This window comes from Lysinibacillus sp. NPDC096212 (genome assembly GCF_044763105.1).
Taxonomy (GTDB): Bacteria; Bacillota; Bacilli; order Bacillales_A; family Planococcaceae; genus Lysinibacillus.
Map to the genome: position 1 here is coordinate 1 of NZ_JBIWFQ010000017.1, position 21,394 is coordinate 21,394.

General features: G+C 33.7%; 29 protein-coding genes and 1 pseudogene. 9 read left to right on the plus strand and 21 right to left on the minus strand.

All coding sequences use genetic code 11. The features are described from left to right. Window positions 1-820: 820 nt before the first annotated feature. Window positions 821-1,114: a hypothetical protein gene (locus tag ACIQ7T_RS16410; protein WP_402871659.1), complete on the minus strand. Its 294-nt coding sequence runs from the start codon at window positions 1,112-1,114 to the stop codon at window positions 821-823. A 227-nt stretch (window positions 1,115-1,341) separates the two neighbouring features. Here ACIQ7T_RS16410 and yjcZ point away from each other — a divergent pair, with 227 nt between their 5' ends. Beyond that, window positions 1,342-1,551: a sporulation protein YjcZ gene (yjcZ, locus tag ACIQ7T_RS16415; RefSeq protein ID WP_402871662.1), complete on the plus strand. Its 210-nt coding sequence runs from the start codon at window positions 1,342-1,344 to the stop codon at window positions 1,549-1,551. Between the two features lie 224 nt (window positions 1,552-1,775). Here the strand turns inward: yjcZ and ACIQ7T_RS16420 are convergent, their stop codons facing one another. After that, window positions 1,776-2,066 carry a DUF5316 domain-containing protein gene (locus tag ACIQ7T_RS16420; RefSeq protein ID WP_402871665.1) on the minus strand — a complete coding sequence of 97 codons (291 nt, stop codon included), beginning with the start codon at window positions 2,064-2,066 and terminating at the stop codon, window positions 1,776-1,778. A gap of 390 nt (window positions 2,067-2,456) precedes the next feature. Between ACIQ7T_RS16420 and ACIQ7T_RS16425 the strand changes: the two genes are divergently transcribed. After that, window positions 2,457-2,993: a methyltransferase family protein gene (locus ACIQ7T_RS16425; RefSeq protein ID WP_402871667.1), complete on the plus strand. Its 537-nt coding sequence runs from the start codon at window positions 2,457-2,459 to the stop codon at window positions 2,991-2,993. 186 nt (window positions 2,994-3,179) lie between these two features. Here the strand turns inward: ACIQ7T_RS16425 and ACIQ7T_RS16430 are convergent, their stop codons facing one another. Further along, entirely contained in the window at window positions 3,180-3,473 is a 294-nt protein-coding gene (locus tag ACIQ7T_RS16430; RefSeq protein WP_402871669.1) for a 3-isopropylmalate dehydrogenase, read from the minus strand. 321 nt (window positions 3,474-3,794) lie between these two features. Here ACIQ7T_RS16430 and ACIQ7T_RS27995 point away from each other — a divergent pair. Next, window positions 3,795-4,112: pseudogene (locus tag ACIQ7T_RS27995) on the plus strand (transposase); the annotation flags it as partial. A 57-nt stretch (window positions 4,113-4,169) separates the two neighbouring features. Here ACIQ7T_RS27995 and ACIQ7T_RS16440 read toward each other — a convergent pair. The 3 genes from ACIQ7T_RS16440 to ACIQ7T_RS16450 all read right to left on the minus strand — a co-directional run bounded on the left by ACIQ7T_RS16440 (window position 4,170) and on the right by ACIQ7T_RS16450 (window position 6,353). Further along, on the minus strand, window positions 4,170-4,868 hold the full coding sequence (locus ACIQ7T_RS16440) for a Type 1 glutamine amidotransferase-like domain-containing protein (protein WP_402871672.1): 699 nt from the start codon (window positions 4,866-4,868) through the stop codon (window positions 4,170-4,172). A gap of 86 nt (window positions 4,869-4,954) precedes the next feature. Further along, complete coding sequence (locus ACIQ7T_RS16445) at window positions 4,955-5,422, minus strand: NUDIX hydrolase (RefSeq protein ID WP_402871675.1); 468 nt, start codon at window positions 5,420-5,422, stop codon at window positions 4,955-4,957. Between the two features lie 193 nt (window positions 5,423-5,615). Further along, the gene (locus tag ACIQ7T_RS16450) at window positions 5,616-6,353 is read right to left on the minus strand and encodes a polysaccharide deacetylase family protein (protein ID WP_402871678.1); all 738 of its coding nucleotides are present in this window, start codon (window positions 6,351-6,353) and stop codon (window positions 5,616-5,618) included. A 171-nt stretch (window positions 6,354-6,524) separates the two neighbouring features. Between ACIQ7T_RS16450 and ACIQ7T_RS16455 the strand changes: the two genes are divergently transcribed. The 3 genes from ACIQ7T_RS16455 to ACIQ7T_RS16465 all read left to right on the plus strand — a co-directional run bounded on the left by ACIQ7T_RS16455 (window position 6,525) and on the right by ACIQ7T_RS16465 (window position 8,129). Continuing rightward, complete coding sequence (locus tag ACIQ7T_RS16455) at window positions 6,525-7,055, plus strand: hypothetical protein (RefSeq protein WP_402871681.1); 531 nt, start codon at window positions 6,525-6,527, stop codon at window positions 7,053-7,055. Between the two features lie 12 nt (window positions 7,056-7,067). Continuing rightward, window positions 7,068-7,400 carry a chaperone CsaA gene (gene csaA / locus ACIQ7T_RS16460; RefSeq protein ID WP_402871684.1) on the plus strand — a complete coding sequence of 111 codons (333 nt, stop codon included), beginning with the start codon at window positions 7,068-7,070 and terminating at the stop codon, window positions 7,398-7,400. A 300-nt stretch (window positions 7,401-7,700) separates the two neighbouring features. Next, window positions 7,701-8,129: a GNAT family N-acetyltransferase gene (locus tag ACIQ7T_RS16465; RefSeq protein WP_402871687.1), complete on the plus strand. Its 429-nt coding sequence runs from the start codon at window positions 7,701-7,703 to the stop codon at window positions 8,127-8,129. Between the two features lie 563 nt (window positions 8,130-8,692). Here ACIQ7T_RS16465 and ACIQ7T_RS16470 read toward each other — a convergent pair. Next, the gene (locus ACIQ7T_RS16470) at window positions 8,693-9,331 is read right to left on the minus strand and encodes an O-methyltransferase (RefSeq protein WP_402871690.1); all 639 of its coding nucleotides are present in this window, start codon (window positions 9,329-9,331) and stop codon (window positions 8,693-8,695) included. Beyond that, entirely contained in the window at window positions 9,318-9,683 is a 366-nt protein-coding gene (locus ACIQ7T_RS16475; RefSeq protein WP_402871693.1) for a hypothetical protein, read from the minus strand. Before ACIQ7T_RS16475 ends, ACIQ7T_RS16470 begins: the two co-directional genes overlap by 14 nt. Before the next feature lie 204 nt (window positions 9,684-9,887). On the opposite strand from ACIQ7T_RS16475, the gene ACIQ7T_RS16480 reads away from it, so the two are divergent. Together ACIQ7T_RS16480 and ACIQ7T_RS16485 are read left to right on the plus strand one after the other, a co-directional pair. Further along, complete coding sequence (locus ACIQ7T_RS16480; RefSeq protein WP_402871696.1) at window positions 9,888-10,274, plus strand: hypothetical protein; 387 nt, start codon at window positions 9,888-9,890, stop codon at window positions 10,272-10,274. 21 nt (window positions 10,275-10,295) lie between these two features. Then, on the plus strand, window positions 10,296-11,147 hold the full coding sequence (locus ACIQ7T_RS16485; protein WP_402871699.1) for a hypothetical protein: 852 nt from the start codon (window positions 10,296-10,298) through the stop codon (window positions 11,145-11,147). A 101-nt stretch (window positions 11,148-11,248) separates the two neighbouring features. Here ACIQ7T_RS16485 and ACIQ7T_RS16490 read toward each other — a convergent pair whose 3' ends face one another. The 9 genes from ACIQ7T_RS16490 to ACIQ7T_RS16530 form a co-directional block, all read right to left on the minus strand. After that, window positions 11,249-12,148, minus strand: a complete 900-nt coding sequence (locus ACIQ7T_RS16490) for a S16 family serine protease (RefSeq protein WP_402871702.1) — start codon at window positions 12,146-12,148, stop codon at window positions 11,249-11,251. Window positions 12,149-12,487: 339 nt separating this feature from the next. Next, window positions 12,488-13,108 (minus strand): NAD(P)-dependent oxidoreductase, encoded by a 621-nt coding sequence (locus tag ACIQ7T_RS16495; RefSeq protein WP_370078664.1) that lies wholly within the window; start codon window positions 13,106-13,108, stop codon window positions 12,488-12,490. 69 nt (window positions 13,109-13,177) lie between these two features. Then, window positions 13,178-13,567: a hypothetical protein gene (locus ACIQ7T_RS16500; protein ID WP_402871705.1), complete on the minus strand. Its 390-nt coding sequence runs from the start codon at window positions 13,565-13,567 to the stop codon at window positions 13,178-13,180. A 162-nt stretch (window positions 13,568-13,729) separates the two neighbouring features. Continuing rightward, a complete protein-coding gene (locus tag ACIQ7T_RS16505) occupies window positions 13,730-14,032 on the minus strand; it encodes a hypothetical protein (RefSeq protein ID WP_402871708.1) in 303 nt (100 codons plus the stop codon). Window positions 14,033-14,267: 235 nt separating this feature from the next. Next, window positions 14,268-14,468, minus strand: coding sequence for a hypothetical protein (locus ACIQ7T_RS16510; RefSeq protein ID WP_402871711.1), 201 nt, complete (start codon window positions 14,466-14,468; stop codon window positions 14,268-14,270). Between the two features lie 52 nt (window positions 14,469-14,520). Next, complete coding sequence (locus tag ACIQ7T_RS16515; protein WP_402871714.1) at window positions 14,521-15,204, minus strand: DUF1963 domain-containing protein; 684 nt, start codon at window positions 15,202-15,204, stop codon at window positions 14,521-14,523. Beyond that, window positions 15,194-15,769, minus strand: coding sequence for a DNA-3-methyladenine glycosylase I (locus ACIQ7T_RS16520; protein WP_402871717.1), 576 nt, complete (start codon window positions 15,767-15,769; stop codon window positions 15,194-15,196). The genes ACIQ7T_RS16515 and ACIQ7T_RS16520 overlap by 11 nt, the downstream gene beginning before the upstream one ends. Before the next feature lie 21 nt (window positions 15,770-15,790). Then, on the minus strand, window positions 15,791-16,387 hold the full coding sequence (locus ACIQ7T_RS16525) for a class I SAM-dependent methyltransferase (protein WP_402871720.1): 597 nt from the start codon (window positions 16,385-16,387) through the stop codon (window positions 15,791-15,793). A gap of 148 nt (window positions 16,388-16,535) precedes the next feature. Beyond that, window positions 16,536-16,736, minus strand: coding sequence for an isochorismatase family protein (locus ACIQ7T_RS16530; RefSeq protein ID WP_402871723.1), 201 nt, complete (start codon window positions 16,734-16,736; stop codon window positions 16,536-16,538). 97 nt (window positions 16,737-16,833) lie between these two features. Between ACIQ7T_RS16530 and aac(6') the strand changes: the two genes are divergently transcribed. Beyond that, window positions 16,834-17,268 (plus strand): aminoglycoside 6'-N-acetyltransferase, encoded by a 435-nt coding sequence (aac(6'), locus tag ACIQ7T_RS16535; protein ID WP_402871726.1) that lies wholly within the window; start codon window positions 16,834-16,836, stop codon window positions 17,266-17,268. A gap of 40 nt (window positions 17,269-17,308) precedes the next feature. Here the strand turns inward: aac(6') and ACIQ7T_RS16540 are convergent, their stop codons facing one another. The 4 genes from ACIQ7T_RS16540 to ACIQ7T_RS16555 all read right to left on the minus strand — a co-directional run bounded on the left by ACIQ7T_RS16540 (window position 17,309) and on the right by ACIQ7T_RS16555 (window position 21,349). Continuing rightward, entirely contained in the window at window positions 17,309-18,301 is a 993-nt protein-coding gene (locus ACIQ7T_RS16540) for an anti sigma factor C-terminal domain-containing protein (protein ID WP_402871727.1), read from the minus strand. Continuing rightward, window positions 18,285-18,794, minus strand: a complete 510-nt coding sequence (locus ACIQ7T_RS16545) for an RNA polymerase sigma factor (protein WP_402871730.1) — start codon at window positions 18,792-18,794, stop codon at window positions 18,285-18,287. The genes ACIQ7T_RS16540 and ACIQ7T_RS16545 overlap by 17 nt, the downstream gene beginning before the upstream one ends. A 252-nt stretch (window positions 18,795-19,046) precedes the next feature. Then, entirely contained in the window at window positions 19,047-19,238 is a 192-nt protein-coding gene (locus ACIQ7T_RS16550) for a hypothetical protein (RefSeq protein ID WP_370078642.1), read from the minus strand. Between the two features lie 464 nt (window positions 19,239-19,702). Beyond that, window positions 19,703-21,349: a right-handed parallel beta-helix repeat-containing protein gene (locus ACIQ7T_RS16555; protein WP_402871734.1), complete on the minus strand. Its 1,647-nt coding sequence runs from the start codon at window positions 21,347-21,349 to the stop codon at window positions 19,703-19,705. Window positions 21,350-21,394 lie beyond the last annotated feature (45 nt).

Here is a 21,394-nt window from a genome sequence, read left to right on the forward strand (position 1 = left end):
GTAGCAAAAGCTATCTCTTGTCTGACCTCACTTTCATCCCATGTCTAAAGACGGGCTACACCCTGCATGGGCTTTCTCGTTCGGAAAATCTGTAACAAGCCTTCATATTTGTAAGTTGCATTTGACTAGCTTCATACATAGACAACTTTATGTTAGGAGGTTTTTAGTCTAATAGCACTTTATTATCCTGCTATGCTTATTACTTATATTGTCTCAAAATAAATAAGGAGAGCATGTAGAAAAATGATTGATACAAAATTTTGAAACTGTACCTGTAGATTATTATTTTTTTAATCTAATTGTCAGGCATTTCACTATACAAACATAGCTACTAAATCATATTAATAATAGTGTAAAGCTAACTTAGCTTTGCACCTCCTAGTTTGTGGTTTAGGGTCACTTTGGTTCGAGTGACCCTTACTTATTTATCTTTCATTGTTATTTTCATAACTGTACTGATAAATATATAAGCATGATCCGATGAGTTATCTCAGATTTTGTATGATGGAATTTTCTTCAATGTACTTCCCGACATAAGTTCCACATACAATAACTTTGTGGCTTTTATATCCATCCCTTCCCCTTGAAGTCTTTTTTGGACTAGAATTTTGGGGTCTCATTAGTGGCATTTTATATGCGGTTGGTATATGTGTAGGAACAGTAGCCACTTTGGTCTGGAAACAAATTATAAATAAGCCACTTTAAAAAGAGTCTTTAAAACGAAGACCTTTATAGAAATTATAAAAATATCCCCTTGAATTTAGACACGGACAACATTATCTACTTCAAGGGAAACATTTTTTAGGCACATTGTGTCATTCTAAAACATTTCGTTAGTCATTCCACCACTTTTATCTTTCCGAACTTTGAAAAACATGTAAAGGCTAAATAATAAAATGATCATGACTGTTACTGCTAAAAAATATGTATCTTGAATCTTAAACAAGAAAGTATTCAAAGAATTTAATAATCCAGCTGACATCAACAATAACCAATAATTATTCTTTCTTTTTGATTGATCACCGTTATTTAGATAACTAGCAGAAAGCCAAATAAAGAAAGGTAAATAACAGACAATTGAAAAAGTTAGAACAGCCCATCCAATAAACGACATAGTACAAACACCTCCTAGAGCCTTCCTTATTTTATACGATTGACATTTGTAATAGTTTCAATTTTATTATTCTTTAAAAATGTTGCTTCCTTTTTGAAGTTGAGTAATTCTTCATCATTAATTTTTTTTGGGGATTATTAATTCAAACTAAGTAAAAACTAGATGAATAACCTCCCCTTCTTTCTAACCCTGAACATATTATAGATTGTAGAAGGGAGGGATATTTCATGGGATATTACGGCGGAAATTTTGGTAGCTGTTGTGGCGGTGGCTACGGTGGTTACGGTGGTGGCTATGGCGGCGGCGGCTACGGCGGTGGCGGCGGTGGCGGCGGTGGCGGTTACTATGGACATGGCGGAGGCCATGGTTCAGCATTCGCATTAATTGTAGTTCTATTCATTCTTTTAATTATTGTTGGTACAACATTCATGTATTAATTTTTCCAGTACTTTAGATTCTATTCAGATCTATAATGAATAAAGTTAATGCTATTTATCATTGTCACAATTAATCATTTCCATAACCTCTGTTACTAAATATCAAATACCTAGTAATAGTAGGATAACTAACCAGCCTAACATACTACAGTGAAAACAAAAAGGTCACTTTTGTCCGAGTGACCTTTTATTTTAGATTGTTCAACTTTTCTTTCCATTCAATATCATTTACTTAAATAATAAAATAAAACCGCTACAATAATATTTGGTAAAGCAATGTATAAGGAATGTAAAGTAATATTATTGCGTTCGTCCCGATGTTCTGTTGTTTCGGTAGCAAAATTTGCTCTCATCCGATCCCCACTAACCATGGACCCTGAAAAAATCATTGAAATGACAATGAAGATACAGCCAACCGTGCCTGAAACTAAATAAACCTTTTCCATTCCCCACAACATCATCGAGATCAAAACACCGCAAAGTGATAAGAAAACACCAATTAGTAAATATTTCACCTCAAATCCCCCCTATCCTTATTTTACGTTTGATTACCATACTTTGTTTCATTTTTGTAATCATTGCTTAATTTTCTTTTCAATTTTAGGAGTGACAGTGTTTGGCTTTGGAGATAGTACCAGCCAAATATTTATAGTTGTATATGTACTTCTTTACGTTTTTATGCCAAAAGGATTTTTAAAATAGATTACCCACACAAAGAATAATAACCAACACAAATATCATAAATAAGGATGGTTGCTATTCAACGAACGAAGCAGGTTAGTTGAATAAGCATTTTGGCTAGTTTTAACTTGTTTTGACAGCATCAAACAAGGAAGAGCAATTAGATATTTCTGAAGGGATAATGAGTTAATCATAAGATACTTTTATTGAAAGGAAAATGAATCATGTTTTTCATAGCATATTTACCTATTTTTCTTTACTTATTATTAGAATTTTATAGAAGTTCACCTATTAAAGAAGAAAAACGAGATCTTGGTTCTAGTTTTTTTATCGGGGTAGTTTTAGCCTTGATGTTAACCATTCCAGAGATTATTTATTTCTTTACAATAAATAAGATTAATTCATTGCTGTTTTTTGGTGTTATTGTCGGGCTAGTTGGTGTATGGATAAGATTTTATTCAATGAAAATCTTAGGGAGATTTTACAGTAGGAATGTCGGAATGCAGGGGGAACATAAGTTAATTCAAAACGGTCTATATAAATATATTCGCCACCCTGGTTATTTAGGGTCTTTTTTGACCTTTTTAGGATTTGCTATATCTTCATCTTCGTTCATTGCCATTTTTATAAATATCATTTTATTTTTCCTTGCATATTCGTATCGTATAAAAATTGAAGAGAGAATTCTTGTTACATTGTTTGGTGAACAATACAAACAATATCAGTCCAAAACTTGGCGAATTATTCCGTTTCTATACTAGAGATTTTAGGATAAAATAGATTAAATCTGCCTCTTATTTTTAGGCTGTTTTCTAAAAGATTGTTGCTTTTAAAACATAAAAACAGAGTTAATCTACAAAATGTGTAGAATCAACTCTGTTTTTATGTTTGATATTTCGAAAATCGAATATTTAACTAAGCAGCCGTTAGTTGAATATAGTCGTGATTTATGTTGTTCTGTTGTTATATCTTTTTATTATAGTTACTAAAATTGCAATAATGAAAACGATGATACTATTGAATAATAAATATTGTGCTAGTTGCATTCCGTAAAATACTGCAAAAGCATCACGAATAATAAATATTGCTAATGCACCACCGATTGCCCCAAAGAAAACTGCTGATAACAATATTGTAAAAGCAGCAGAATATAAATTTTTCTTTTTTTTGTAGAATATAAAGCCAATGATATTTGCAATAACGATAAAAACTCCCATAAGTGGTAATAAAAAATTAGCCATTTAAATCCCTCCCATTATAAACATATTTTACCACTAAAACTAAAACTTTATTGAATTATTCTGCTCCGATAGTTCAATAAGAAAAAAAGGGGCTGCTAATGCAACTCAATGTACTTCAAGTAAAGCACCCCTATAGTTTAAGTAGATTTCTTCACAAACTTGTCTTTTTTAAACCTAATTAATTATTACTATTTGAGTTAATTTCATAATTCTAATCCCTTTAGCATCAGGGGTTCCGATACAATAAAAAACGGGCACCTCCCCAAATTCGGTATAATGGTAGCGTCTAAACTAAACCATACTGAATGAGGTGAATGCCCTATGACTATTGTAAAACAAATGAGCCTATTTGACATCCAAGAATTATTGAAAATGGAAAGTTCCTGTCGTTTCGATGCGATTTTTGCCACTTTCGACGTACAACCGAATTTTCAGTTGTTTTTAAAAAGGACATTGCGTGGTGCCCCACGTGAACTAAACTATGGTGCGATGATTCAATCACTGATTATTCGTATTGTCGAGCGTATTCCAACGATCAAGGATTTAATCAAACGTTTGGTCAATGATCCTTTATTCCGTTTAGATTGTGGGTTTCTTGTTTCGGATGTTGTGCCTTCTGAAGCGTCTTATTCCCGTATGAATGAAAATAAGCCTTTTCAAGATCTGATTCTTGAAAAAGCTTATTTTTCGAAGTTGTTATATACTTCCTAAATATTCTACAGCTAACTCTACCTCATTGATATCATTATCCAAGGATACCTTATATGCTTTACCATTAGGTTTTGAACTAACGATTTTATGGATTTCTTGATCGATAAAATGAACGGCTACTCCATCATCAGCGGCAATTCCAGATGAGAGTTTATTAGCTTTAACCAAATTATGATAAGCAGGTCTTCGATTGATTTCTCCATCATAATGAGGGCAATTACTTCCTGGGAGAAAACCTAAACATGATATCGGCTCTAATTCTCCTCCAAATGAATCTGTTATTCCTTCCTCGAACCAACAAATTGAACCAGCACTAATGCCTGTTAATAGGATTCCCTCTTGCCAAGCAGTCTTAAAAATGCTATCTAACGACCACTCTTTCCATAAAGCTAAAAGGTTTTTAGTATTTCCTCCGCCAACATAAATAATATCTTTTTCCATAATAAAACTTTCTAAATCTCGAGTTGGAGGAGAAAAAAGTGATAAGTGGGACGGAATGCATTGTTGCGAGTTAAAGAAAGAATAAAATTTTGCAATATAATTTTCCGAGTCTCCGCTTGCAGTAGGTATAAAGCAAATCTTTGGATTGGCTTTGTTAGATTGCTGTAAAATATATGTATCTAATAATGGATTATGAGGCTCCATAGAAAAGCCCCCTCCTCCTAATGCAATAATTTGTTTCATCATCCCCCACCCCTTTTTGAAAATACTGTATTTTCTAATTATATAAAACTTCTAGAGGAAACGCACCCATTGGATTAAGAACTTTTTCATTTTATTATTGGTGTAGGTATACCATTTCTCCAATCCTTAATAAATGAGGATTGGTGAGGATTAAGGTTTAAAGGTATTTCATCTCTCGATAAAAAGTAAAATTCGCTACTTTCATCATTAATTTGTAAAGTACCTTTATAATCGCTTGAGTAAAAAATTATTTGAACACTAAATACTTTATCTCCATTTGAGTACTCTGCAAAACCATTTTTACCAGAATATAATCCAAACAATGTTATATCGTTCAGAATAAGATTCGTTTCTTCAAAGACTTCCCTTTTAACGGTCTCTTCAAAAGTTTCTCCGATTTCCAAGATACCTCCTGGGATTCCCCAAATATCACCGTCAGTCCTTTTTTGTAAAAGAATACGTCCCCTATCATCTTCAATTATTGCTCCACAGCCAATAGTCAATAGAGTTTCATGCCCGATCATCTGTCTCATCGTTTTAATGTAATCATTCATAATTGATACCTTCTTTCCTTGTTGTAGATTCCTAAAACATTCTTTTTCACAATTTACTATTTCAGCTCATTAAAAAGTAAAATAACCATAAACATCCTTATTTTACATTGTTTCTCCAAATATAAATACACATGGTTCAATAATGCAAAAAAGCAAGGCCCAGATTACATAAAAAAATGAGCCCTGCCTATATTTATTTTCCATCCTTATTACTTAACTTTTGAATCTCGAGTAGCTCAGAAATCGTTACAAATTTATATCCCTGCTCTTCAAGCTTTGGTAAGATTTTTTCTAATGCTTTCACAGTTTGCTCACGATTTCCACCGCCATCATGAAATAACACGACACTTCCAGGCTTAGCACCCTTTAAAACAGTATTGACAATTTTCTTTTCTCCAGGACTTTTCCAATCAAATGTATCTAAATGCCATGACCACATGACAACTTTATACCCTTCTTTTGCTATTGCATCAATCATGGAATCCGTGTATTGGCCTTCAACTGGTCTAAATAAAACAGGGACATAACCTGTAATACCATAAATTGTTGCATGTGTTTGTTTTATTTCTTTCATCAAATTGGAAACATTCGTTCTAAAAGGATGCGTATATGTGTGAATGGCTAGTTCGTGACCTTCTTCATGTATACGTAAAGCAAGCTCTGGATTTTTTTCTGCATTTTCACCCACAATAAAGAATGTGGCCTTTGCATTGTACTTGTCTAATATATCTAAAATGTCAGGTGTGTACTTTTTATGAGGACCATCATCAAAGGTTAAGGCGATTACTTTTTCATCCGTATTAATATCCCACAAAATTTGTCCTGCCTCTTCGTAATACTTCCTTCCCTTGTCTGCAAAAGATTTTTCATTTACAAAAAATAAAAATACCCCGAAAAAGCATAAAGCGATCAGTAGATAGTATTTCCTCAAGTTTTCACCTCCTATTTCTAATCATTATTATTTGAGGTTTAAAGTAAAAAATGCTTTTATTTTTGTTCTTTTAATTGTATATAAAACCAATAACAATCCAAAATGAATGTAAATAACGCTGCACATTCTAATCCTAAAAATGTTATATTATTTGGAAGGAGTGTGATTATTTTGATAATAAGTGTAAAGAAAGAGGATTTAGATTTTAATTGCTCCAGTTTAAGTCAAAGGTGTTTCGAGCCGCTCATTAAGATTTATAAGGTAAGAATGTCTGAAGAAACTAATATCGGTGTAAAAGAACGTTTTTATGAGGAACTTACAGAAGGTCAAAGAGCATTATTTATGTTTCATGTTTATTATAACCATATTAATAAATCTCTTATCGAATTTTATTGGTGGAGTGCTTATTTCATGGCACAGTCTAAAAAATGGGCAGCTCTCAAAGCCTGTTTTAAGTATTTTAATGATGAATCTTTTCTTTTACTCCTTGAAAATATTGAACAGGAACTAAAACAACATAATCACCCTACTACATTAGAGAATTTTACAATCACTCGAGATGAATTAAATCAAAATAAAGAGCTCCATGCATCATTTGAATCGCTTTATGCAATATTCGAAAACATTTATCCAGCTACTATAGAAAAAATAAATATTTTCATCGAAAAAAATTTACAAGACTTTATACAAATTGAAAAGTAAGGAGTATTTTTTATGGCAACTATAGAAGACTTTATAAACCTTGATATTAGAATTGGGACAGTTATCCAAGCGGAAGAGCTTCCGAAAGCAAGGGTTCCTGCTATTAAAATGATAATTGATTTTGGAGAAGATATTGGCATCAAGCAATCCTCTGCTCAAATTACTAAACGCTATACGCCAAAAGGAGTTGTTAATAAGCAAGTAGTTGCGATCGTTAATTTCCCACCCCGTCGTGTAGCAGGCTTTAAATCTGAAGTTTTAGTGATTGGCGGAGTTCCTTTAGAAGGAGATGTGATTTTATTAGCTCCTGATCAGCCTGTACCAAACGGAACTAAAATTAGTTAAGTTTAGGATTTTCTGATAGTGTTAATTTCTTCAACATCATATATATAGTAGAGAAAAACTAACTTAGCCTTACACCTCCTGACTTGGTACTAAGGGTCACTGATGTGGCCCTTTTATTATTTCGCTTATCTTGTATCACATGTTACAATTTTTGTTACATATAAATTATAAGTAGAACAAATCCCCTAAATCGAGAGGATCATAGAAAATGAAAATTTATTTTGATTGGTGTTACATCATTAAAATCTTCAAATAAAAAATAGAAAGGAGCCTGATAATCAAGAAAAAGGAGAGAACATTATGAAAAACAGACAAGCAACAACTAATGACTATGAAACTATTATAAATCTTTGGGATAGATCCGTTACCAAAACCCACGATTTTTTAAGTTTAAAAGATAAGGAAGACATTAAACAGGAAATTCCTATGTATTTCCCACATCTTGATGTGAGACTTTGGTATGCGGAAAATAAATTGATAGGTTTCTCAGGTACCAATATTCAGCACTTAGAAATGCTGTTTTTAGAACCTACTGAAATAGGAAAAGGTTATGGAAAACAAATAATACAACAACTCATTAAAGATTTTAATATAAGGTCTGTTGATGTTAATAAAGATAATGAAAATGCAAAGATGTTTTATTTAAAAAATGGTTTCACGATTGTCAGTGAAGAACCAACAGATAGTTCAGGCCGCCCTTATCCAATATTACATCTTGGATTGAAGTAACAAGAGAAATTGCCCTCCCTTCCACAGGAGCAAACTGAAATACTTAGAAACATTTCAGATAAGTTAAATCGATATAGTTAAATGTGAAATCTGACTGAAATCAAACTTATAACAACAAGTTTGACTTCAGTCTTTTTTGTAATTAAGCACGAAACTTACCTTGAATCCCCTATTTTATACAACTGATAATATCCAAATTAATTATGTACTTAAACAGAATTTTCCAATAAAATGATATGTATAAATAACGATGAAAAGAGGAATTTTTGTGGAAACTGAAAAAAGCTGTAAATCCCTACTCATAACAATTGGTTGGTTAAATGCTTTGTTTGCACTTTTCTTTTTTCAATTATTTTGTGGTATTATGGCCATTTGTAGGGCATCGTTTTAAGAAGTGATTATCATGCTAAGAAGAATGGACTTGTCTTAATTATTGTAGGAATTATAGTTGGGATTGCCGGATGGGTACTCAATTATTTATTTATGTAGGCTATGAAAAGTTTTAAGCAAGAAAGCACTAACATGTATTCGTCCGTCAGTGCCTTCTCGTATCAATATGGTGCTTATTTCTTCACTTTTGAAAGTGTCATACCATCACCAATTGGAATAATAATCGACTCTAATTGAGGGTGATTCGCTACTGCTTCATTGAATTTCTTCATTATTTCCGTATATCGTTTTGGTTTGGCAGTTGGATCTGCCACACTTCCTGCAGCAAGCACATTGTCAGTAACTATGATCGCATCGGGATTTGCTAGTTGTACACAGTAATTTAAATAGTTTTCATAATTATCCTTATCAGCATCGATAAAGAAAAAATCGAATCGTTCATTACTTTGCACTAGCTTTTCAAGGCTTTGCAATGCAGGTCCTGTTATATATGTAACTTGTTCACCAAAACCCGCCTTCGATAAATTACTGTAAGCAAACTGTGCGTATTTTTCCTCTAATTCTAGAGAAGTTAATGTTCCATCACTGCCGAACCCTCTAGATAAACAAATTCCACTATATCCACCGAGAGCCCCTACTTCAAGAATGTTTTTAGCTCCTGTCATTGAGACAAGCATTGTTAAAAGTTTTCCAGAGGAAGCTGAAACGGAAATGGCGGGCATTCCGTTTTCTTCAATAGATATAATGACCTCCTCTAAAATCGAGTCTTCGTTATGAAACACGGAATCAATGTAATGATTAATTATTTTCATTCAGGTTATTCCCTTCCTCATCATGATTTAAAGATTTTTCATCATCTTCTTGACTGTCGGATGTAGCCATCGTTTCGCTTTCGTGTAATTCAAATAATTGAATGAACTCATTGATGACCATATCAATGGCTTTTAATTCACCCACTAATATTGGCTGAATAGATTGAAACTCCGGTTGTTCTAATTGCTGCTTAATCGTTGCACGCTTTAGATTCATCATTTCTAAAAAAGCAATGGCTCTTCCACGTCGGAAAGTTTTAGCTCCACGTTGTTGAGAGCCGTCTCTTCCTCTATGACGTCCTCCACGATGATGTCCCTCTTCTCTAAATTCCTTAAATTTTTCACTTTTCATTTAGTGTCCTCCTTTTATCGTATACATTTGTATACACTCTAACCACAACTCAACTGTATACGAATGTATACAATTTGTCAATCATCCTTCTCTTTAATTTTCCATTACTTTACATAATCAACTGAGAAATTTGTAATATTTACCTCTTCAAGGTTTTCCATTAAACTGTAAGTATCAGCCGAATTAATTTGGGAGTGAAATTTATTGAAGAAAAAATCCTGTTTATTAATTGTGGTATTGTTTAGTTTATTTTTAGTTGGTTGTAATGAAAAAGGCACAGTAGCTACTATTAAATCTAAAAAACCTGATGCAGCAGAAGTTTTAAGATTGGACAACAAAGCAGATATTTTTCAATGGAAAGGTAACATTTTAAAAACCAATATAGAATGGATTGATGAACTTGAAGTCAATGAAGATAAAAATATTGGTGAGATAGAATTTAATGCAACTAAAGCTGAGGACTTTAAAAATGGTGCAGCTAACCTTTTACCAATTGGTACAAAGATTTATTCTGTAAAAGAACGTGATGATATTTTCATCGTGAAATATGACAATGTGGTTAAACGATATTTAGTTCTATCTGAGGGCTGATTTCTTAAAAGGGAGACGAATATGTTCATTCATGATACAGTTGCAGATTTTACCAATAATTATGTGCCTATCATTGATTATTTAAAGAACTATTATAAAAAGCATGCGAGCCATTTTGAAGAATACTTTCGATTTCATTGCCATAATGTAGATGAAAAAATGAAAATGGCTATTCCAAAGCACCAGGAAAAGATTTCAGCGTTAATTGAAATAAAAGATAAAATGCCTAAGCTTATTCGTGATATTGCAAGGGACTATGAACAGATGTACGATATTACATTTACAAAGGATGTACATCTGATTGTAGGTTTATATGGCAGTAATGCTTTTACTTACCGACAGTTCATACCAGAAATTGCATTTTGCTTAGAGAAACTTTCCCCTCTAGATCGCCATTTACAAATTATTATTGCTCATGAGTTTGGGCACGCTTCACACCATTTATTATCCGAAAAAAGAGGTATTAATTGGGCAATGGTAGACTGGGAGAGCCCATTCACTTGGCTTTTACAGGAAGGCATTGCAACGCATTTTTCTACAAAGGTGGTAAGTGCGAGGAAAGATGAATATTTTGCATTTGAGGAAGACTTAGAGTGGCTAACATTTGCTTCAAATAATAAACAAATAATTATGGAAGAGTTTTTAAGCGATGTAACTTCGCTCGATGCAAGAGCAGTGTTTCTTGAATGGTTCTCTATTAATGGAGGTAAACGATTTGGTTTTAATCGCTTAGCTTATTTTATCGCTTATGAATTCATACAAAGCAGCCTTCAAGAACTCACAGAATTGGATGTTATTACATTATGGCGAGACGTAAACTATCAAGATGTTATTTATCAACAATTAACCGGAATGGCAAAGAAAAATGTATGATTCGGCTATATCTTTTTGGGGAGGTCACCTTTCATTTTTGAAGGTGACTTTATTTTTTAGCCTATTGGCAAAAAGAAAAGACGTCATAAGACGCCTTATATTCATTTAGTTTTATCGTTCATTTCATTAATTAGTTGAACAGCTTCATCAATATGAGTCACATTCAAAATTTTTATGTCGATATTTTGTTCCTTTTGAATCTGTGCGGCTTCTTCGGCATTTTTAGTGGGAATAATCATAAACGGTAAACCGTATTTTTCTGCGATTAGCATTTTTTCTTTTAGTACCCCTATAGGTAAGACGTCACCCGTTTCGCTTATTGCCCCAGTCACTGCAATGGCTACGTTGTTTTGTAAATCGCCTCGTATAATGAGTCCTGTTAGTGCTAGCCCTAACCCAGCACTATTTCCACCAATATTATCCTGATTAAAAAATTCATTAATACGGACATCTTCTTTACCTAGATAATGATTAACGTTGTCTTTCATTTGCTCTGCTTCATTCTTTTGAAGATGAAGCCACTTTAATATTTGCTGGTTTTTGCTCTTGTACAGAACAAAATTCGTAATTTCATCCACATCTATAAAAGGAACTTGCTGTTTATTTAAAAGATCTTCAACAGATTGAATACTCTCCATTAATTGAAAATCTACTCTATTTACGCCTATTAAATAGATTTCACTACCTTTGGCATGTAATGGCTCAGTGTATATGTATGCGACATGAGAAGTTCCTTCATAAAATATAAGAGGCAATTCGAAGCAAAACAGCAAGAACATCATGCAAGTAGCGAGCGTGATTTTTCTTTTATATATTTTGTTTCTCAGTAAGATCCGAGCTATTAATAAGATGATAAAATTAATCAATAATAAAGCAACAAAAGAAATTCCACCTATTACATCTTGAAGATACAAAAATAAAATTACACCATAATAAAGAAATATTAAAAAGATAGTCACGATATAAAGCAAACTTCTTTTACGATTAGAAATATTATCCACTCCTTACTTTAATATTCGTCTATTTTCTAACTTTAGGACCTTACATGTAATTTCACATCTCAGTTTATTTATTCCAGAAATACCCTGAGAATCCTTCTTATTCGAAAAATGAGTCATTTTCTATAGCTAGCATCTTTTTAACAACTGAGTCCATTAGAGCTTTAGTTTACGTTCAATCAACATTCTAATTGATTTTTACTTATTTCCATTTTTAGGTAACAATTCTTTACAACAAAAAAGCGTTAATCCTTATCGATTAACGCCTCCAAAGTTCTACCAACCTTTTTTCAGTTTCTTTTTGTCCTCTTCTTATACTTAATTACGCATTTGTTTGAAAATCTAATATGCAATACCTACACGTGATTTTACATATTCCTTACTCTGAATTTGTTGATATGCAAACTCTGCGGTATCTGCTACAGATATTTCTACCCCACCATCCGGTAAAAAGTCTCGTTCGATACGATAGCTACCTGTATATTCACCATCGGGTAAGTATGTCGGACAGACGATTGTCCAATCAGTATTAGAGTTCTTCAAGAAATGATAAACTTTATGATGTTCCGCTGCCGCAATGGTTGTTTTTCTTTTGGATTCGCTCGATTGATAACGTAAAATACTTGGAGTCAATCGACTTTGTAGAATACCAGCCGTTCCGACAGTTATAATTCTTTTTACGTGCTCTTTTTCCATTGCATCAAGAATTAGCGGCATACTTTCAGTTAATGTATTAGTGCCATCTGTGTTTAATGCACTCATCACAATATCAACATTCGCCATGACATTTTCTATATCTTGTTTTTCTAAAACATTTCCTTGTACAATATGTAAATTTTCATCATTTATTTGTAGCTTATTTGGGTGACGAACTAAAGCTGTAACGCTATGTTCATCTCGTAACGCTAGGGAAACAATATGGCTACCCACGCGCCCAGTGGCACCTAAAACTAAAATCCTCACTATGATCACCTCTTTTCTTGATTATAGCATACAAATTTTTTGTAACTATTTAGAGGTCTCTTAGCGTGGTTAATGAACATCAGTAAGTCTGATATTAACAAGAAACTGTTGAAGATCATTAGTTTCTGCAATACTGTTGACGATATTTTGGATTTCGCTTTCTGTACTCTTTTCAAGTTTATCCAGATTATGTAATTGTATAGTCATTACTTGATTATTTGGAGATTCAATTAAGTAGCTGATCATACTATCTGGAAAATAGCCTGCTGCTCGTAACGCTACTATAATTTTTTCTGTAAAATTCGTGCTTTGTAATTTTTCACCAATTTCTTCACTATAATTTGTATCGGGATTTTTTTGAATGGGTCTTTCATATGAAGGTTGATTATACTTAAGCAATGCTGCAGTTACTAACACCAAGGAAAATAAAATAAAAAGGCCTTTTATTAATCCTCTCATATTTTCTCTCCATTTCATCTTTTTAATAGAATACGCTAATCATATTAAATAATGAATAAATCCCACTGGCCCAGTATGAACTATTTGTTTAATAATCCTTATAATATTTGCCAGGCTAACATTTAAATAGCCTGGCAAAGGGACAACATTCACCCTAATCGTTTACTCGTTTACGATGACTTTCACAACAGGTTCTAATTTTCCTACATATGCATCTCCAACATAATCAACATCTATTACTATAGCTCGTGGCACGAAACGTTGAATGCTTTCCAAAAGACGTGCGGTGTTACGTCTTTTGACAAGCTGGAAAGGTGGAAGAGTGTCTAGTTTTAAACCAAAATCTCTGTAAAAAGGGCAAGATATTACGAAAGTAGATAGTATATAAGCTACATTTTGTAATATTTCATCAACACCTGTAGCATTAAAATCAATATTGCTTGTGGCGGTCACTTGATGTGTCATCCTATCAACCTTTCTTCTACGATACATGGAAAGATGTCAGCAATCTTTCTTAATATGAGCTTTTCATCGAAAAAAGAGCACTTAGTTATTTATGCTAAATGCTCAAATGTTATGAATAGCACACATTCACTATTGTATGTATATGATGCAATGTATCGCTAAACAATTGCACAGCGTTAGGTTCAACATCATCCCGCTTCTTTGAATGGATTCCACATGCTAGTCATTGTTTATGTTAGTAGCGTGCTGCATAATAGATGACATACAACCAACTAAAACAACCATGTATGATTGCCCATAATATCGAATGATTAACACTCCAAGAAATAGTAATGGCCAATACGGAGCCAAAACTAATACCGCTCTTTATAACTGTTTTGTTTTCCATTTTCTTCACCTTCTTTACTCTTCTAATTTCGGAAGTTTGCCTCCTCATCATTATTCCTCCTAATCATGTCATCACGGATGTATCTAAAATACTTTTACCGCTAATAAAAATCACAATGAACACGCCATTCTTTTAGTTCTGGATTAAAAAAGAAATAGAAATTTCCATTATCGACGATATTGAAATTTGCCTTCTCGTCTGAGGCAATCTGTAATACAAAGGGAAAGTCCTCACCGTAATCATGACCACTTTGACAAAAAGCTGGATAGCCACCTATTTTATGAATAGCGTATATTTCCTTTACGATATCATCGAAGTATTCAAAATCCTCCTCGTGCTCTAGCCTCAAAATTTCATCCTCCACATCAGATGGAATCCCTCCTCCATCCCATGTCGGATAATCATTATCAATATGTTTTGGAATAAGCGGGAAAGCGCGAATACGGTCATGCTGCCAATTTTGCTGGATTAATCCTTCTATAGATGTATATGCTCTTATTTCAAAAAAACGGCTTAAATCATCTTCTATGAGGTGATCAAATATTTTTTCATTCATAAATAATGTTAGTAGCTCAATATGCTTTAGCGATACGGGCACAAAAGAAAGGTCCTTTAAAAATAATGTTGCTAATGGCTGAAACCCTTGTGGCCTCTGTTCTCCAGGTAATGACCATCCTACATAGCCAATCCAGCTTTCTAGCATGTCATGTGTAGGTCTAACCCCACCTGTTTTAAAGATTGTTGCCTGTCTCACTAGCTGTGACTTAATTTCATCAATTTTCATTAACTGAACCCTCACTGCGACAAATACAATCTACGACATGATCATTAACCATCCCAGTAGCCTGCATAAATGAATAGCAAATCGTACTTCCAACAAATTTAAAGCCGTCTTTTTTTAATTGCTTGCTCATTCGTTCACTAATTTCTGTTGTAGCAGGTACATCTGCTATGGACGACCATTCATTGATGATCGGCTGATGATCCACAAAGCCCCAAATATATTCAGAGAAGGATCCATATTTCTCCTGTATCCGTAGAAAAGCTTGAGCATTCGTCACAACACTAGCAATTTTAAGCTTATTACGAACGATGCGAGAATCCTGACGAAGCTCCTGTAGCTTGTCATCCGTATAGAGTATGATTTTCGAAGCATCAAATTGATCGAAAACTGCACGATAGCCCTCTCTTTTTTGTAGAATTGTCCACCAGCTAAGTCCAGCTTGTGCCCCTTCTAGACAGAGCATCTCAAATAAATGCTGATCATCATAGACGGGAATACCCCATTCCTTGTCATGATACTCAACATATAAAGGTTCATCTAACTTTACCCAGTCACATCTTTTCATTTATATCCTCCATTTTATGTATCATTTAATCCCTGTTATACAAAGCCATCCTTTTTGTGTGTTTTCCCGTATAGTAACGGTTTGAAACCCAACACTTTCAAACAACTGCTTGATTTCAGGTTTTGTTTTATAGGCTTTCATATGATAATTAATTTTATAGAGCTCCGAAATTATAATAAACTTACCATCGTCCTTCAACACTCTAAATACTTCTTTCACATCATTTGCCAAGTCTGGCCAAAAATAATGCGTTTGGAACGCTGTAATCGTATCGAAAAACTTATCTGTGTACGGAATGCTTGAAACACTTGCTTGCGTCACGATCACTTTTCCATTTGCTACATCCATTTGATTTGTTTTTATAGAGTCTTTGACAGCTTGCACAGAAAAGTCTATACCATAGATTTTACCACTTGGATTAATTTTCGATAAGGATTGAAGTGTTTTTCCGCCTCCACAGCCAATATCTAATACAATATTACCATCATTTATGGCTTCATATTTCATTAGCCAAGCATTCATACCACTATGAGCCTTATTCATAATTCGTAACATCAATGAGCCCACGAATCCTCTTGGGTTTTTAGCTTGCTCAATTAATCGTTGTAAAAGCGTCATTTCAAATTTCCCCCTTGTCATTTTTACTTATCAATTATGCCTCGGTATAATTGCGTCCGCTTTATTTTTTTGAAAAACAGACACCATTAGATCTTAATAATCATTCATCCAATTCAGCACCTTTACTGCCTTTTAACGCAGTGAATTTTCATAAAAGGTTGGAAAGTAATTGCATTCGCTCAAATCCATTCCTAATATAGAGGATAGGGACATTTGACTTTTCAGCTCTTTTTATCAGGTCATTAATGCAATTTATAGTTGACTCAATTTGTTGCTTGGCGATAGGCATTCGAGCTTGATCACTAAAGTAATCACTTTGAATATCAAGTATCATTAACGCTTGCTTCAAAAATAGTAACCTCCCTGTATTTTTATATCTTATATTTTTTACGTTTAATAAAATCAAAAGTTTCAATTTTTACCATTTTATAAAAAGGAGACTCAATATGATTAAACAAGCCACTATGGAAGATGCTCAAACAGCAGCATTATTAGCACTACAACTTTGGCCAAATCATTCGTTAGAAGAATTTAGTGAGGAGATGACGCAACTAATTAATGCTGAAAACGCTACGATTTTCCTTGCCTACGAGGATGAGGAAGCAGTCGGTTTTGCACAATGTCAACTCCGAACAGATTATGTTGAAGGTACCCACTCTAGCCCAGTTGGCTATTTAGAAGGGCTCTTCGTAAAAAAACAATATCGACAGAAAGGCTTTGCAAAGCTGCTTATTGAGAGCTGTGAGCATTGGGCTAAACATAAAGGATGTAAAGAATTCGCGAGTGATTGTGAAATGCAAAATCTCGAAAGTTTAGCAGTCCATCTTAAATTAGATTTCACCGAGGCAAACCGCATTATTTGTTTTACGAAGGAATTGTAAAAACAAGGTCATCCTTCTATGGGATGACCTTATTCAAATGTCAATACTTATCTGTTATAACTCCGATTGAGGATGCTTTAATATAATCAAGATTTTGTAAGCTTGAAAGTGTCTTCGTATTTCCAGTTACGACAGCCCCATATATCACAAGATCTTTTACTGATAGACCATCCGCACCACCAATTTCTTTTTCTAACCGTTTATACTCATCTTGTAAACTTGATTTTTGTCTAGTTCCACTAGTTAGTTCATGCACAAATAGCTCAGCTGGGTTCTCTTCTAAATCACCGTTCATGTTTAAAAGTGAAAAACCATATACATTTTGTTCTGAACGCAAAAGATAATCCCCTTTCTCAACTGTTCCATCACTATTGATAATCTTAACAATATTGTCATCTGATTCGTTAATATCCTTCACCCATAACCAAGAAGTAGTCACATTTTTCGGCAGCTTTGCAAGCGCTTCTTGCACTGTGTAGCCTTTATCAAAAGATAGAGCAATCTCCATAATTTTATCGTCACTAATTTGAGGCAACAACGCTAAATCATTTCGTGTCTTTTTATAATTTAAAAATGGATAGAAAAACAACATTTCGCGCTGTCCAAGCTCATTGTAACGCTGAACATCTAAATCTCCTTCCCTGCCGCTCTTTCCAAATGGAAGAGGAGAAATAGATCCTTCATAAAGTATCTCATCTCGAAAAAGACCGTAGCCATACGTGTCATCTCCAGTAGGAACGATTTTACCTTCAATGTATTTAAACGTTTTATAATGTGTTTCACCGCCTAAAATGCCAGGGTAATTCTTCGTTGTCCCAATAAACTCATTCGCTCCTTTTACTTGATGTAGTGTATTAAAGGAATTCTGTGCATGGAATTGCAAAAAACTAGTAATTGCATCATTAGCTAATTTCCCAGCAAACGATGTCACAATGATGACGCATAACGTAATAATGATTGTTTTCCATGTTGCACAACGTTGTGCTTTTTTCATTGTTTTTTTCATCTGTTCTGTATTAAAAAGGTTGTCCATCTTCTAACGCCTCCCATTGTTTTTTAAATGCTTTACGTGCTCGCTGTAAATAAGTTTTTACATGCGACTCACTCACCGCTAGAATCGTAGCAATTTCTTTATAGGATAACTCCATATCGTATTTCATTAAAAGCAATTGCTGAAATGTTGGCTGTAGCGCCAACAAGGCTTCATTAATCTTTGCATTTTTCTCTTTTTGTAAAAAATGTTGCTCTGCATCATCCAATACAGTTTTTAATTTTTCAATTTCATCATCACCAATTAATGTTGCGCGCTTTTGCTTGTTATACAACGTATAGTAACGATTAAGGGCGACCTTAAATAACCAAGCTCGTAAATTATCATGTCGAATTGTAGACAGACATTCAATTGTTTTAATGATTGCTTCTTGCACTACGTCCTCTGCATCTTCTTTTGTAGCCCCTATTTTTATCAAATATTTGAAAACGACTTCTGCATGCGCTAGCAATAGACGCTCCCACTCATTATTCATACTTCACCAACTTTTGGATATCCATTTCGTAGTTAACTCAACTATATAACCAATTAAACCCTAAAATGTATACAGTTGTTTTTTTAAAAAAAAAAAAAAAATCACAAGTGCTTTTCTTTACACACTTGTGATTTATATTTTTTCAATATATGAAGGATCTATATAGAGCACAAACCTTAAAAATCCTTTTATTTTGGATACTAAATAATATGTAATTTGTCAAAAAGTTAAATTTCTTTTTCTAAGTCATTTTTAATTTAAATATGTATTGTTTGAAATATTTCTTTCGCGTTCATCAATTACTAGGTCGATAATAAATGCAAGTTGTTGCTCTATTCGCTTATTGTTAAGATGCATGATGTTCGCTATTGCATTTTTTTGTTTTTCTTCTAATCCTACCTTCTCAAGCAATAACATAATTTCTTCTTTCGAAAGCCCAAACATACTTTTTTCACCTCCAGTTCATCCATTCATTATTTCACAATCATTACTCAAGTTTCTTAAACAATTAACTAATACAGCCATTTTATGACCTATTTTCAGGATAACATATGGACTTAATTAATCCAAATTTTACTTTATTTTAATAAAATTCCAACCTCTATAAAAAATCATTATTATTCAATAATAATTTTTAATGAAGTATTTGTAACGATTTTTGGTATTCACTTAATTCTATTATAAAAATAACAATCCCTTTTGTCGAATTTTCACATTCTGCGGCACAGGTTAAATTTCTAAATATGAAAGCATAATTGAATGAATATAGACAACAAATATAATACTCATTTTTTAATATTTTTTTATCTTAATCATACATTACTATCCGTTATCACAGTACTTTTAACTCATGAAAAAAGTAATTTCAAAATAATTGAAACTACTTATCCTACTTTATTATTCGGTTATTACATTGTTTTATTAATATTATTCTTCAAAATATTTTTGTTAAATTTTTGTAAATTTTCAATTGGTATTCGTAATTTTACATCCAATTTTCGGATATCAACTATATCTACTTTATTTAATATTACGTTCTTTGTCTGATCACTAGTATTGACTGGCAAATTAACTATTCTCGACGTTGCATCAGTCTTCCATATTGTCTCGTTAGTGTACCCTTCGATAAATAACTGACTCTTCCCCTGTACAATAGCAGGTATTTTTACAGCAGTTAGATCTGTGTACACCATTTCAAGTAAAGATTGATTGGACATCGCTAAAAATGGACGATCTGCTTTATCAATCGTACAATGCTCAATACGCCCCATTGATTTATCAGACCATACTATTGCATATGGGCCATCATAACAGTTGTTAAATTCACTATTCACAACTTCAAAAATAGCATCAATACAAGTAATCGCATTTCCGCTAATTTGATCAAAAGTACAATTATCAGTAAATAGTCGAGCATTGTTTATATAAATATGATGACTGTGAAGCTCTTGAATTATTGTGTTGTGCAGCGTAATCTTGGCGTGATCATTGCCATAAATACCACCTGCCTGCCCAAATCGGATCTTGCACTGATTGAGCTTTAACCCGCTTGAGTCGATAATAAAGTGAAATTGGGGGTGTTCTTGGAGATCACACTCAGTCATCGATACATCGGCTTCGTTGACAATCGTAACGCCTGTCGCCTTTCCCTTATCTATGCTACATGTACGAAACTCCGCTTTACTATTTTCAATTAACAACTGCGACTTGACATGTCGATGGAACTTACAATCATACAATTTCGCCTTAGATTTCTCACCAAGATAAAGCCCATTCCCTACACCATCAGTCAAGATAGAATCTGTCACCAACAACTCACTTTGATGAACAACCAGTTGCGTGTCTTGATGATGTTTGATTTCACAGCCATCCATCGTTAGTTTCGAGCTATCGAAAACTTGCACCCCTACATCTTGCCCTTGGTGAATAAGTGTATTGGTCATTGAAATTGTACTGGAGGCTGCTACAATTTGTGCCTTTTTATGTCCATGAATTTCACAATCCACAAGCTCCATTTTTACATCCCGTATTGCATAAATGCCATTCGTTCGCCCTTCTAACAGCATGCAATTAGTCAATGCGATTTCACTATTTTGCACATTAATTTGAGCTTTAACATGATGCTGGATCGTTGTATCCACTAGAATAACGCTTGAGCCATTATCGATATTTAGGCCAAAATGATTGATTGGGCTTGCTAAAATATCAACATTTTTCATCATTAAACTACCGAAGCTTACGGTCACTTGTGCCTGTACCATTTGTTGCTCAATAATACAGTTTTCTAGCTGTAAATCGCCCTTTACGTAAATTCCCTGCCCTTGAGTAAAACGCAGGTTTCGCATATTTACAAGTGTCTGATAGCGGATAAATACGCCACCTTTAATGATCACATTCCCCACTCCATAAAGTGTCAGCCTTTTGGAAATTTCGAAGCTTTCTTCATATATCCCATCCCGGATTTCAATGAAATCCCCCGGCTCTGCCACTTGAATCGCCTGCCCAATACTTTGGTAACGGTGCATAATACTTCTCTTTACAACAAGTGTCGCCATCTCTACACTCCTATTGTCGGTTTTCTTTTATTTATATCCCCATTG

Coding starts and splice junctions, on each gene's coding strand:
- ACIQ7T_RS16410 (WP_402871659.1), bottom strand. CDS start 1,114: ATGTCGTTTATTGGATGGGCTGTTCTAACTTTTTCAATTGTCTGTTAT.
- yjcZ (WP_402871662.1), top strand. CDS start 1,342: ATGGGATATTACGGCGGAAATTTTGGTAGCTGTTGTGGCGGTGGCTAC.
- ACIQ7T_RS16425 (WP_402871667.1), top strand. CDS start 2,457: ATGTTTTTCATAGCATATTTACCTATTTTTCTTTACTTATTATTAGAA.
- ACIQ7T_RS16430 (WP_402871669.1), bottom strand. CDS start 3,473: ATGGCTAATTTTTTATTACCACTTATGGGAGTTTTTATCGTTATTGCA.
- ACIQ7T_RS16440 (WP_402871672.1), bottom strand. CDS start 4,868: ATGAAACAAATTATTGCATTAGGAGGAGGGGGCTTTTCTATGGAGCCT.
- ACIQ7T_RS16445 (WP_402871675.1), bottom strand. CDS start 5,422: ATGAATGATTACATTAAAACGATGAGACAGATGATCGGGCATGAAACT.
- csaA (WP_402871684.1), top strand. CDS start 7,068: ATGGCAACTATAGAAGACTTTATAAACCTTGATATTAGAATTGGGACA.
- ACIQ7T_RS16465 (WP_402871687.1), top strand. CDS start 7,701: ATGAAAAACAGACAAGCAACAACTAATGACTATGAAACTATTATAAAT.
- ACIQ7T_RS16470 (WP_402871690.1), bottom strand. CDS start 9,331: ATGAAAATAATTAATCATTACATTGATTCCGTGTTTCATAACGAAGAC.
- ACIQ7T_RS16475 (WP_402871693.1), bottom strand. CDS start 9,683: ATGAAAAGTGAAAAATTTAAGGAATTTAGAGAAGAGGGACATCATCGT.
- ACIQ7T_RS16485 (WP_402871699.1), top strand. CDS start 10,296: ATGTTCATTCATGATACAGTTGCAGATTTTACCAATAATTATGTGCCT.
- ACIQ7T_RS16500 (WP_402871705.1), bottom strand. CDS start 13,567: ATGAGAGGATTAATAAAAGGCCTTTTTATTTTATTTTCCTTGGTGTTA.
- ACIQ7T_RS16505 (WP_402871708.1), bottom strand. CDS start 14,032: ATGACACATCAAGTGACCGCCACAAGCAATATTGATTTTAATGCTACA.
- ACIQ7T_RS16510 (WP_402871711.1), bottom strand. CDS start 14,468: ATGAGGAGGCAAACTTCCGAAATTAGAAGAGTAAAGAAGGTGAAGAAA.
- ACIQ7T_RS16515 (WP_402871714.1), bottom strand. CDS start 15,204: ATGAAAATTGATGAAATTAAGTCACAGCTAGTGAGACAGGCAACAATC.
- ACIQ7T_RS16520 (WP_402871717.1), bottom strand. CDS start 15,769: ATGAAAAGATGTGACTGGGTAAAGTTAGATGAACCTTTATATGTTGAG.
- ACIQ7T_RS16525 (WP_402871720.1), bottom strand. CDS start 16,387: ATGACGCTTTTACAACGATTAATTGAGCAAGCTAAAAACCCAAGAGGA.
- ACIQ7T_RS16540 (WP_402871727.1), bottom strand. CDS start 18,301: ATGGACAACCTTTTTAATACAGAACAGATGAAAAAAACAATGAAAAAA.
- ACIQ7T_RS16545 (WP_402871730.1), bottom strand. CDS start 18,794: ATGAATAATGAGTGGGAGCGTCTATTGCTAGCGCATGCAGAAGTCGTT.
- ACIQ7T_RS16550 (WP_370078642.1), bottom strand. CDS start 19,238: ATGTTTGGGCTTTCGAAAGAAGAAATTATGTTATTGCTTGAGAAGGTA.
- ACIQ7T_RS16555 (WP_402871734.1), bottom strand. CDS start 21,349: ATGGCGACACTTGTTGTAAAGAGAAGTATTATGCACCGTTACCAAAGT.